A 10,438-nucleotide genomic window follows, 5' to 3' on the forward strand; every position below is an offset into this window, starting at 1 on the left:
CTCAGCTCGCCCGCACGCCCCACGACGCACTGAACCGCTGACCCGGCTCGAGCCGGACCAGGTCGACACCCGAGTTGAAGGCGTCGATCGGCGCGGTCATCGGCTCGACCGCGAGCGAGCGCCGGGCCGTAGCGGGCACGTCGTCGGCGGTGTAGACCATCAGCCAGTCGTGGTGCTCGTCGACCCACAGCTCCACGCCGGTGCCCTCGGGAGCGCGCAGGCGGGTCGTCGTCCGGCCGTGCTCGTCGCGCGCCAGCCGCCCGTAGGCGTGGTTGAGCACGAGGTCGCCGAGCGGTCGCGGCGCACGCAGGTCGTAGGGCGTGCCCTCGACGCCCTCGGTGTCGACGGGCAGCAGCCGCTCGGCGTCGGTGAGGATCCGGACCGAGGCGGGCAGCTCGACGGTCCAGCCGTCGACCGGCCCGGCGCCGGCGCGGAGATAGGGGTGCGCACCAGAGGCGTACGGCGCCGTCGTACCCGCCCTGTTGGTCGCCGACTGCGTCACCGTGAGCCCGTCGGGGCCGAGCGCGTAGCCGACCTCGAGGTCGAGTGTCCACGGATAGCCGGTCTGGCTCATCAGCCGGTAGGTGAGCGTCACGTGGTCGGGCCGGTGCGCGACCAGCGACCACGCCGCCCATCGCACCAGCCCGTGCGAGGCGTTGTGGCGCGCGGGCTCGCTCAGCGCGAGCTGCTGGGAGACGCCCTCGAAGGCGTAGCGCCCGTCCCGGACCCGGTTGGGCCACGGCATCAGCAGCTGACCCCGACCTCCGGACGCAGCGGCGTCCTCCTCGAAGCCGTCGATGAGCGGCCGGCCCGCGTGGCTGAGCGCCCGCAGCGCCCCTCCGCTCTCGGTGACGACGGCCTCGTAGTCGCCGCTGCTGATGACGAACTGCTGTCCGCTCGGAGGTAGCACGGCTCCACGCTAGCGCGCCTCGACTTGACTCCGCGGGCGGCACTGTCGGATGGTCGGGACCCGCCCACGACCGACCCGGAAGACGCCAGCCGTGCCGTCCCACGCTTCACCGCGCCCGCCTTCGCGGCTGCGCGACGTGTCGATGGTCGGCGCCATCCTCGTCGTCCTGGCGATCGTAGTCACGCTCGTCGTGGTGCGCCCCGGCGGGGACGACAGCGGACGGGCGGAACCGGCCAGCCAGCGCATCGCGGCGAGCTCCACCTCGTCGCCCACCCCGTCGCCCACACCGCCACCACCGCCGCAGCAGGTGAGCGCCGGGCGCGCGCCGAAGCTGGCCGAGGACCCCGTCGCCGGTCGGAAGGTCATGGCGCAGGTCCACAAGAAGCGCGGTTGGACCCCCGGCGTGCGGTTCACCTACCAGTGGCTGCTCGACGGCAAGCCGATCCCGGGCGCCACCAGGCGCGGCCTCGTGCCCACGGACAAGATGATCGGTCGCCGGGTCCGCGTGCAGGCGATCGGCCAGGTGCCCGGCTACCTGCCCGCCGTGTCACTCTCCAAGCCGCGCACCGTCGCGCCGGACAACCCGCTCGCCGGCGGCACGTGGGCTGTCTACCGGGGCCCGCAGAACGGCCTCTACCCCGCCTACGCGCGCGCCGGCGGCGACGACAAGCGCCAGCTCGCCAAGATCGCGCTGCAGCCGCGCGTCACCTGGTTCACTGACGCCAACTCCTCGATCGGCGAGGACGTCGACTCCTACATCGCCGACCAGCAGGCCGAGTCGGGCAAGGACGCGCTGATCCAGCTCGCCTTCTTCCGCGAGTGGCCGGACGGCGAGGCCGCCCGCGGCCGTCGCCTCAGCGGCGGTCAGCAGGCGGACTACCGCGGCGCCGTCGACGCGGTCGCCCGCGCGATCGGCGACGCCCGCGTGGCGCTGGTGCTCGAGCCCGACCTCGGCCTCAACGCGGTCCCGAACAACTCCTGGGAGACCCGGACGGCCGATCCCGCCGTGCGGCTCGGCCTGGTGCGCTACGCAGCGAAGCGGTTCTCCGAGCTGCCGCGCACCAGCGTCTACCTCGACGCCTCCGACTCCGACTGGCTGGCGATGTCGAAGATCGTCCCGGTGCTCGAGGCGGCAGGGGTGGAGTACGCCCGAGGCTTCGCGCTCGGTGCGACCCACTACTCGAGCGTCGGCGACAACATCGACTACGGCATGCAGATCATCCACGAGCTCGAGGCGGACGGGATCGACGGCAAGCGGTTCGTCATCGACACCGCCGACAACGGCCGCCCGTTCACCTGGCTGCAGCACCGCTCCGAGCACCCGGGCGACGACTTCGACAACGCGATCACGTGCCGCAGCGTCTCGGACACCACCTGCGACACCCTCGGCGTGCCGCCGACAGCCGACGTCGCCGGTGACCTCGGGCTTGACCTCACCGGCCAGCAGCGGGCCAACGCGCTGCGCAACGTCGACGGCTACCTCTGGTTCGGCCGGCCCTGGCTGATCCGGCAGGCCTCGCCCTTCTCGCTGTCCCGCTCGCTCGAGGTCGCCCGGTCCACGCCCTTCCAGTGACGGCCTTTCGCTGGTCGAGTAGCGAGCGCCGGCGAGCTCATCGAGACCACCTCAGGTCGCGATGACCACGTCCGCGTGCTCACGGGTCCGGTCCCGGGCGAAGACGGCCGCCTCGTCGCGCGCCCACTGCTCCCAGTAGGGCGCGAAGTCCTCCCCGTCGCGCTCGATGCCGCGACGCATCCGGACGTCGTGGGGCGCGTCGACCCACACCAGCGTGGTGACCCAGGGGGCGACGTACGGCGACCACGAGCCCACCCCCTCGACCACGACCAGGTCGACGGGCTCGACCGAGCGTGTCTCGGCCCAGGCCGACGTGTGCCAGTCCCAGCGCCGCCAGCTGCCCGCGAGCCCGGCGGCCAGCGGCTCTAGCAGCGCGCGGACGGCGTGGGCGAGCCGCGGCAGTCCGCTCCAGCCCGCGATCATCTCGTCGCTGTGCAGGACGGTCGCGTGCGGCGCGAGCTCCGCGATCGCGGACGTCAGCGTCGTCTTCCCGGACCCGGCCGGGCCGTCCACGCACACCAGCCGTCCGGCGCCGAGCGTCGCCGGGCGCGCCATCGTCACGCCCAGCACCTGCCGCGCGTGCTCAGAAGGCGAGCCCATGACCCCGGTAGGTCGCCACGTGGTCGACGAAGGAGTCTGCCGCGAGCAGGTGGGCGGTCGTGGTGTGCTCGAAGAGCTCGCCCGACTTCGCGTGCCGCATCCACACCAGATCGCCGATCCGCAGCAGCGCTGCGGCCGGCCCGACCAGGGGCGTCTGGACCTCGCCGGCGCCCTCGAGCCCGGTGAGGGCGAGGCCCGCAGGGGCCCAGGGGAGCGGCAGCCGGTCGGCACCGGCCGGCCCCGAGGCGACCAGACCGCCGCCGTGCACGGTCACCGTCCCGTCCGACGGTCGCCGCGTGACGGGAAGACCGAAGAACGCCGCCGGCCGCGGCTCGAAGGAGCGGAAGTGGTCGAAGAGCCCCGGGACCAGCAGCCCGGACCCGGCGGTGAGCTCCGTGACGACGGGGTCAGCGGCAGAGGTCTCCAGCGACCCCGAGCCGCCCGCGTTCCAGAACTCCAGCTCCGCGACCCGGGACAGCCCCTCCGCGACCGCCGCCCGGCGCGCGGCGAGCTGGGTCACGGACAGCGACTTCAGCCGGCGGACGACGCCCGAGCGCAGCCGCTGGCCCGGCACCTGGTCCGGCACACCGGCCACCTGGCCCTCGTAGGTCATCACACCGACCAGCGTGAAGCCCGGTCGCTGCACCTCGCGGGCCAGCGCCTCCGCAGCCGACGCCGAGGTGATGGGGGAGCGGCGCGGCCCGACCCGGGTCAGGCCGAGGTCGAGGCCGGCGTCGACGTCGATGGCGACCCGGACGGGCACCGCCTTCGACGTCCGCACCGAGTCGACGACGTCGAGGTGCTCGACGGAGTCCACCATGACGGTGATCGCCGCGGCGGCGCGCGGTGAGGCGACCAGCCGGGCCAGCGCCCCGCGGTCGACGGTCGGGTAGGCGACGACGATGTCATCGCTGACGCCGTTCTCCTCCAGCCAGAGCGCCTCGGCGAGAGTGAAGGCGAGGACCCCGGCGAACCCGGGATGGGCCAGCGCCCGCGAGATCAGCGTTGGGACGCGCAGCGACTTCGACGCCACCCGGATCGGCGTGCCACCCGCGCGCCGGGCGAGGTCGTCGGCGTTGGCGTCGAACGCATCCAGGTCGACGACGACGGTCGGGGTCGGGAGCGGATCGGCGTGCGCGGTGACCGCCCGGGACAGCCGGGACCAGAGCCGGTTGCGCTCGAGGGCACCGGCATGGGCGTGCGCCGTCACTTGATCCCGCGCTGCTTGAGGAGCGCCTCGATCTCGGCCATCTCGGGGTCGGAGCCGGGCAGGGCCGGGGCGCCCCGGCCGCGTGGCGCCGCCTTCGTCTCGTCCCGCTTCGGGCGGTCGCGACCGGGCAGCCGGGCCGCGACGAAGAAGAGCAGCACGGAGACCACCGCCAGCGCGAGACCGACCCAGACGAGCGGGTTCCAGACGAACGAGGTCGCCCAGTCGGCGATCGCCGACCCGATCCGACCGAACATCTTGAGCGTGCGCGTGAAGTAGGCGGCCGGCAGCAGCAGCGTGGCCGCGGTCCAGCGCAGCCCCGCCCGCAGACCGCGGCGCCGGTAGGCCAGCCACGCGCCCACCCCGCCGAGGACCGTGAAGGTGAGCGTGAAGGCACCCCAGGTGACCGAATCGAGCATGCTCCCATCCTCGCACCGACCACCAGGGAGCGTGCGGGAGAATGGCCGCGTGACCGACCCGCAGAGCGAGCAGCGCCGGCGTGACATCGCCGCGCCGGCGTACCCCGACGACACGGGAGCGGGCGACCAGCGCCTCGTCGACGTGCTGGGGCGCTACGCCCGCCGCCAGGCGACGTACGCCGACGCGCTGGCCGTCCTGCTCGACAGCCGCCTGATCGTGCCGGTCGTCGCGGTGCTGGGCGAGGTCGACGAGCGCGGCGCCGACAAGACCGCCGACATGGCGACCGTGCTGCTCACGGGCGCCGACGGCCGGCAGGCGCTGCTGACGTTCACCAGCCTCGAGACGATGGCCGCGTGGCAGGCCGACGCCCGCCCGGTCGGCGTACCCGCCGGCGACGCCGCGAAGGCCGCGCTCCAGGACGGGGCCGCCGCGCTGGTCCTGGACGTCGCCGGTCCGGTGACCTTCGTGGTCGAGGGCGAGGACCTGTACGGTCTCGGAGCGGGCTGGAACCTCGCCCAGGTGGGCGACGGCCGATCGGCCTGGATCCGCCCCGCTGGGGATTCGGCGTCGGCGGAATGATCCGGTAGCCTCTCCTGTTGACCGATGTGGTGGCAACACCACATCTGAACAAGCGGAAGGCAGCCACTGCCCTCCCACCCGCATCGACCGTTGCACCACCAGGTCGTCGGGTCCGGTCCCGGAGCAGTCCGGAGGCGTCGTACGACGTCCCCGGATCCTGCGCCGAGCCCCCACCCTGCGGTGGGGCACCTGACTGGCTTCCGCTTGGACAACAGCGGAAGCCTTTTTCGCTTTCCGGGCCGAAGTGCACGCGGTCCGGCACCGATGAGGCCTCCCACCACCGAACACATGGAGGACACATCAGCACCGAGCTTCGTATCAACGACCGGATCCGGGTACCCGAGGTCCGCCTCGTTGGTCCCAATGGAGAGACCGTCGGCATCGTGCCGACGGCCGACGCACTGCGCCTGGCCCAGGAGGCCGACCTCGACCTCGTCGAGATCGCCCCGCAGGGCAAGCCCCCGGTCTGCAAGCTCATGGACTACGGGAAGTTCAAGTACGAGAACGCCCAGAAGGCCCGTGAGGCCCGCCGGAACCAGACGAACGTCATCATCAAGGAGATGAAGCTTCGTCCCAAGATCGACTCGCACGACTACGAGACCAAGAAGGGTCACGTCGTGCGGTTCCTCAAGGCCGGCGACAAGGTCAAGATCACCATCATGTTCCGCGGTCGCGAGCAGCACCGCCCGGAGCTCGGCTTCCGCCTGCTGCAGAAGCTCGCCGAGGACGTCCAGGACCTCGGCTTCGTCGAGTCCTCGCCGAAGCAGGACGGCCGCAACATGGTGATGGTGCTCGGGCCGAACAAGAAGAAGGCCGACGCCAAGGTCGACCAGCAGGCGGCGAAGGAGACCAGGCTCGCCGAGCGCGAGGCCGAGGAGGCCCAGGAGCGCGCCGAGCGTGCCGCCGCTGCCGCCGCCGGCCCGGTCGCCGCCAAGAAGGAGCGCGGCCGCTCCGAGAACCTCGACCCCGAGATCGACGCCTGACGTTTTCCGCTGGTCGAGGACCTTGCCCGGCAAGCGTCGCGAGACCACCGAGACAACCAGCAACAAGAAAGAGACGAAGATGCCGAAGAACAAGAGCCACTCCGGTGCCGGCAAGCGCTTCCGCGTGACCGGCTCGGGCAAGATCCTTCGCGAGAAGGCCGGCAAGCGCCACAACCTCGAGAAGAAGCCCTCCAAGGTGACTCGTCGCATGACCGGCACCGTCGAGGTTGCCAAGAACGACGTCGCGCGCGCCAAGAAGCTTCTCGGCCGCTGATTCCCCCGGGATCGCCGTTCGCCGGCACCCACTGACTTTTCGCACTAAAGGAGTTCCACATGGCACGCGTGAAGCGCGCAGTCAACGCGGCGAAGAAGCGTCGCGTCACCCTCGAGCGGGCGAGCGGCTATCGCGGTCAGCGTTCGCGTCTGTACCGCAAGGCCAAGGAGCAGGTCACCCACTCCCTGGTCTACGCCTACAACGACCGCCGCAAGAACAAGGGCAACTTCCGGCGCCTCTGGATCCAGCGGATCAACGCCGCCGCGCGTGCCGAGGGCCTGACCTACAACCGCTTCATCCAGGGTCTCAGCCTGGCCGGCATCGAGGTCGACCGGAAGATCCTGGCCGAGCTGGCCGTCAACGACGTCGCCTCGTTCAACGCGCTCGTCGCGCAGGCCAAGGCCGCTCTCCCCGAGGACGTCAACGCTCCGGCTTCCGCCTGAGCCGTTCGCTGGTGGAGCTTGTCGAGACCATGACTCCTCTCGCCGCGTCCAACGCGCGACTGAAGGAGCTCAGGAAGCTGAGCCGCCGCTCGGAGCGATCCGAGCGGCGGCTTTTCCTCGCCGACGGCCCCAAGGCCGTCGAGGGCGCGCTGGGCGTGCCTGACTGCGTGGTGGAGGTCTTCGCGACGCCCACTGCCGCCGAGCAGTACGCCGGCCTGCTGGCCGCGGCCCCGACCGTGACCCTGGTCGACGACCGGGCGATGGCCGGCCTCTCCGACTCGGTGACCCCGGCCGGCGTGGTCGCGCTCTGCCGCTTCCTGGAGCCTTCGCTGGTCGAGGAGGGCCGCCAGGCCCGTCCCGACACCACCCCGCGACTGGTCGCCGTCTGTGCCGACGTACGCGACCCCGGGAACGCGGGCACCGTCATCCGCTGTGCCGACGCGGCCGGTGCCGACGCCGTCGTCCTGGCCGGCGACAGCGTCGACCGCTACAACCCCAAGACGATCCGCGCGAGCGTCGGCTCGGTCTTCCACCTCCCGGTCACGACCGAGCGGGACCCGTTCGCCGCCGTCGCGGCCGCGAGGGCCGCCGGGCTGACCGTGCTCGCCGCCGACATGGACGGCGAGTCGCTCTTCGAGACCGACCTGACCGGCCCGACCGCGTGGATGTTCGGCAACGAGGCCTGGGGTCTGCCCGACGCGCTGCGCGGCGCCGCGGACCGGGTCGTCAGCATCCCGATCTACGGCCGGGCCGAGAGCCTCAACCTCTCCACCGCCGCAGCGGTGTGCCTCTACGCCAGCGCCCGCGCGCAGCGGGCGTAGACCTCGATCTCGATCCTCATCCGCGGGTCGGCCAGGCCGCAGACCAGCATCGTCGCGGCCGGCCTGACCTCGCCGAAGACGCGGCGCAGGGTCGGCCAGCACGGCTCGAAGTCGGCACGGTCGGGCAGCAGGTAGCGCACCCGCACCACGTCGGCGAACGTGCACCCCGCCTCCGTCAGCGCCGCCTCGATGTTGCGCAGGCACTGCTCGGCCTGCTCGACGACGTCGTCGGAGATGGTCATCGTCGCGTAGTCGAATCCGGTCGTCCCGGACACGTGCACCCAGTCGCCGTCGACCACGGCGCGGGCGTAGCCGATCTGCTCCTCGAACGTCGATCCGCTGAGGATGGCGCGTCGCTCCGTCATGTGCCGAAGGCTAGGGGAACCGCCCGGTAGGTTGGCCGTCATGGCCACCGACCCGCTCGACGCCTTGCCCGACGGAGTCGTTCTCGCCGGCCCGGACGGCTCGGTGACGATCACCAACTCCGTCGCCCGACGGATGCTCGGCGTCGACGACGCCGTCGGCCGCCCCCTCGCCGACGTGCTGGTGCTGCTCGACACCGACGGACGCGCCTGGGTCGACGCCAACGAGCCGTACGCCGGCCTGGTGACCCGCACGGGCGTGCCCGAGCAGTCCTGGCTGCTGCCCGACGGCACCGAGGTGCTCACCCACGCCCGGCTCCACCGCGACCGGGCCGGCGGGCCGGTCACCGGCGTCGCCGTCACCATGCGCAGCGGTCGCGGCCGCGCCCGCCTGGACAGGGAGCGCTCCGACCTGGTCGCGACGGTCGCCCACGAGCTGCGCAGTCCGCTGACCGGCGTCAAGGGCTTCGTGCAGGCGCTCCTCAACCGCTGGGACAAGCTCAACGACGACCAGAAGAAGCTCATGCTGACCACCGTCAGCGTCGACTCCGACCGGCTCAGCCGGCTCATCGCCGAGCTGCTCGACGTGGCCCGGCTCGACACCGGCCGGCTCCAGCTGCACCCGCGGCCCAGCGACGCCGCGGTGCTCACCGAGCGGGTGGTCAACTCGGTGCAGCTGACCGCGACCAGCCGCCCGATCGAGCTGCACGCCCAGCCTGACCTGCCGTCGATCACCGTGGACCCGGACAAGTTCACCCAGGTGGTCACCAACCTGGTCGAGAACGCCGTGCGCCACGGCGAGGGCACGGTCAGCATCCGGCTGAGCGCCGACGACACCCTCGTCACCCTCACGGTCGAGGACGAGGGCGAGGGCATCCCCGTGGAGCTGCGCAAGCGGGTCTTCACGAAGTTCTGGAAGGGCGGCAAGAGCGCAGGCTCCGGCCTCGGGCTCTACCTCGTCGGCGGTCTGGTGAAGGCCCACGGCGGGACCGTGACGGTCACCGACGCCGAGGGTGGTGGGGCCCGGATCACGACCACCTGGCCGCACGGGAGCGACTTCGACTGAACGACGCGGCGGGCTGGAGCCTAGAGGCGCGTGGGCTCCGACGCGCGCTTCGGCGTGATCAGAAACTCGGTCAGGACCAGTGCGAGCCCCGTCACGACCGCGAGCAGGACGAGCCCGTGCGTGTAGCTGTGGTGAGCCTCGTCGTACGTCGCCCCCATGACCAGCGGCGGGAAGAAGCCGCCGAGGCCGCCGGCCGCACCGACGATGCCCGTGACCGAGCCGACCCGGTCCGGCGGAGCCAGCTGGGCGACCCACGTGAAGACCGCGCCGCTGCCGAGTCCCATGAAGGCCGCCATGAGGACGAAGGAGAGCCCGGCCCGCCACTCGAGGGCGGGACGGGTGGCGAGGATGACCGCCATGACCAGCGCGCCGAGGAAGGAGATGAACAGCACCTTCCGCGGCCCGATCCGGTCCGCGACGATGCCGCCGATCGGGCGGCAGACGACCGCGGCGACGGCGAAGCCGGCCGTGCGCGTGCCCGCCTCGGGGAGCGCGAAGCCGTAGACGTCGTGGAGGTAGGTCGGCAGGTAGGTCGAGAAGGCGACGAAGCCCCCGAAGCAGGCGGCGTAGAGGAACGCCATCTCCCAGGTGATCGCCAGGCTGGCCGCTCCGATCACCTTCGGGACGAAGGGGACCCGCTGCGGCGTCCACGCCGGCGCGTCCCGCATGAAGAGCCACACCACGACGGCCGTGGCGAGCAGGGCCGCCGCGATGATCAGGTGGGTGGTCACGAAGCCGAACCACATGACGAACCGCGAGGTGAAGTACGCCGAGAGCGCGGTGCCGCCCATGCCGGCACCGAAGACTCCGGTGGCGAAGCCGCGGCGCGACGGTTCGAACCAGGCGTTGAGGAACGGGATGCCGACCGCGAACGTGGTTCCGGCGACGCCGAGCAGGAACCCGAAGGCGAGCAGCAGCGGGTAGGACTCCTGGCTGCCGGCCAGCGCGACCAGGAGCACGGCCGGGACGGTCAGCACGATGAGCACGGGGAACATCAGCCGAGCGCCGTACCGGTCGGTCAGCGCGCCGGCCGGGATGCGGCCGAGCGAGCCGACGAGCACGGGCACCGCGACCAGCAACGACTTCTGACCCGAGGAGAGGTCGAGGTCCGTCGCGTAGCGGATGCCCAGCGGGGCGATCATGTTCCAGGCCCAGAACGTGATCGTGAACGCCCCGGTGGCGAGCAGCAGATTCCTCATC

Annotated in this window: 13 protein-coding genes; 7 read left to right on the forward strand and 6 right to left on the reverse strand. The window is 72.1% G+C overall.

Annotated features, from left to right (window positions below; all coding sequences use genetic code 11):
* Position 1: 1 nt before the first annotated feature.
* Positions 2-910: an aldose 1-epimerase family protein gene (locus tag BM236_RS14850; protein WP_091125277.1), complete on the reverse strand. Its 909-nt coding sequence runs from the start codon at positions 908-910 to the stop codon at positions 2-4.
* A gap of 91 nt (positions 911-1,001) precedes the next feature.
* Here BM236_RS14850 and BM236_RS14855 point away from each other — a divergent pair, with 91 nt between their 5' ends.
* Positions 1,002-2,483, forward strand: a complete 1,482-nt coding sequence (locus BM236_RS14855) for a glycoside hydrolase family 6 protein (protein WP_139230120.1) — start codon at positions 1,002-1,004, stop codon at positions 2,481-2,483.
* A 51-nt stretch (positions 2,484-2,534) separates the two neighbouring features.
* Here BM236_RS14855 and BM236_RS14860 read toward each other — a convergent pair whose 3' ends face one another.
* From BM236_RS14860 to BM236_RS14870, 3 genes are read right to left on the reverse strand one after another with little or no spacing between them, the layout of a single operon-like run.
* A complete protein-coding gene (locus tag BM236_RS14860) occupies positions 2,535-3,083 on the reverse strand; it encodes a 4-amino-4-deoxy-L-arabinose transferase (RefSeq protein ID WP_245750350.1) in 549 nt (182 codons plus the stop codon).
* On the reverse strand, positions 3,067-4,293 hold the full coding sequence (locus BM236_RS14865; RefSeq protein WP_091125282.1) for an amino acid deaminase/aldolase: 1,227 nt from the start codon (positions 4,291-4,293) through the stop codon (positions 3,067-3,069). The genes BM236_RS14860 and BM236_RS14865 overlap by 17 nt, the downstream gene beginning before the upstream one ends.
* Positions 4,290-4,709 carry a hypothetical protein gene (locus tag BM236_RS14870; RefSeq protein ID WP_091125300.1) on the reverse strand — a complete coding sequence of 140 codons (420 nt, stop codon included), beginning with the start codon at positions 4,707-4,709 and terminating at the stop codon, positions 4,290-4,292. Before BM236_RS14870 ends, BM236_RS14865 begins: the two co-directional genes overlap by 4 nt.
* Before the next feature lie 49 nt (positions 4,710-4,758).
* On the opposite strand from BM236_RS14870, the gene BM236_RS14875 reads away from it, so the two are divergent.
* From BM236_RS14875 to BM236_RS14895, 5 genes are all read left to right on the forward strand, one after another.
* Positions 4,759-5,289 (forward strand): SseB family protein, encoded by a 531-nt coding sequence (locus BM236_RS14875; protein ID WP_245750351.1) that lies wholly within the window; start codon positions 4,759-4,761, stop codon positions 5,287-5,289.
* A 299-nt stretch (positions 5,290-5,588) separates the two neighbouring features.
* The gene (gene infC / locus BM236_RS14880; RefSeq protein ID WP_091125418.1) at positions 5,589-6,272 is read left to right on the forward strand and encodes a translation initiation factor IF-3; all 684 of its coding nucleotides are present in this window, start codon (positions 5,589-5,591) and stop codon (positions 6,270-6,272) included.
* A gap of 79 nt (positions 6,273-6,351) precedes the next feature.
* Complete coding sequence (gene rpmI, locus BM236_RS14885) at positions 6,352-6,546, forward strand: 50S ribosomal protein L35 (protein ID WP_091125419.1); 195 nt, start codon at positions 6,352-6,354, stop codon at positions 6,544-6,546.
* Between the two features lie 59 nt (positions 6,547-6,605).
* Positions 6,606-6,989, forward strand: a complete 384-nt coding sequence (gene rplT, locus BM236_RS14890) for a 50S ribosomal protein L20 (RefSeq protein ID WP_091125333.1) — start codon at positions 6,606-6,608, stop codon at positions 6,987-6,989.
* Positions 6,990-7,018: 29 nt separating this feature from the next.
* Positions 7,019-7,810 (forward strand): TrmH family RNA methyltransferase, encoded by a 792-nt coding sequence (locus BM236_RS14895; protein WP_091125422.1) that lies wholly within the window; start codon positions 7,019-7,021, stop codon positions 7,808-7,810.
* On the opposite strand, the gene BM236_RS14900 is transcribed toward BM236_RS14895, so the two are convergent.
* Complete coding sequence (locus BM236_RS14900) at positions 7,780-8,175, reverse strand: RidA family protein (RefSeq protein WP_091125336.1); 396 nt, start codon at positions 8,173-8,175, stop codon at positions 7,780-7,782. The genes BM236_RS14895 and BM236_RS14900 overlap by 31 nt on opposite strands.
* Before the next feature lie 40 nt (positions 8,176-8,215).
* Here BM236_RS14900 and BM236_RS14905 point away from each other — a divergent pair, with 40 nt between their 5' ends.
* Positions 8,216-9,238, forward strand: coding sequence for a sensor histidine kinase (locus BM236_RS14905; RefSeq protein ID WP_091125338.1), 1,023 nt, complete (start codon positions 8,216-8,218; stop codon positions 9,236-9,238).
* 20 nt (positions 9,239-9,258) lie between these two features.
* Here the strand turns inward: BM236_RS14905 and BM236_RS14910 are convergent, their stop codons facing one another.
* Complete coding sequence (locus BM236_RS14910; RefSeq protein ID WP_245750352.1) at positions 9,259-10,437, reverse strand: MFS transporter; 1,179 nt, start codon at positions 10,435-10,437, stop codon at positions 9,259-9,261.
* Between the last annotated feature and the right edge of the window lies 1 nt (position 10,438).

It is taken from the genome of Nocardioides terrae (genome assembly GCF_900112345.1).
GTDB classification, from domain to species: Bacteria; Actinomycetota; Actinomycetes; order Propionibacteriales; family Nocardioidaceae; genus Nocardioides; species Nocardioides terrae.

What these genes read in the sequence shown, in the direction of transcription:
- BM236_RS14900 (WP_091125336.1), bottom strand. Translation starts at nt 8,175, where the DNA reads ATGACGGAGCGACGCGCCATCCTCAGCGGATCGACGTTCGAGGAGCAG.
- BM236_RS14860 (WP_245750350.1), bottom strand. Translation starts at nt 3,083, where the DNA reads ATGGGCTCGCCTTCTGAGCACGCGCGGCAGGTGCTGGGCGTGACGATG.
- BM236_RS14870 (WP_091125300.1), bottom strand. Translation starts at nt 4,709, where the DNA reads ATGCTCGATTCGGTCACCTGGGGTGCCTTCACGCTCACCTTCACGGTC.
- BM236_RS14895 (WP_091125422.1), top strand. Translation starts at nt 7,019, where the DNA reads ATGACTCCTCTCGCCGCGTCCAACGCGCGACTGAAGGAGCTCAGGAAG.
- rpmI (WP_091125419.1), top strand. Translation starts at nt 6,352, where the DNA reads ATGCCGAAGAACAAGAGCCACTCCGGTGCCGGCAAGCGCTTCCGCGTG.
- BM236_RS14905 (WP_091125338.1), top strand. Translation starts at nt 8,216, where the DNA reads ATGGCCACCGACCCGCTCGACGCCTTGCCCGACGGAGTCGTTCTCGCC.
- rplT (WP_091125333.1), top strand. Translation starts at nt 6,606, where the DNA reads ATGGCACGCGTGAAGCGCGCAGTCAACGCGGCGAAGAAGCGTCGCGTC.
- BM236_RS14910 (WP_245750352.1), bottom strand. Translation starts at nt 10,437, where the DNA reads ATGAGGAATCTGCTGCTCGCCACCGGGGCGTTCACGATCACGTTCTGG.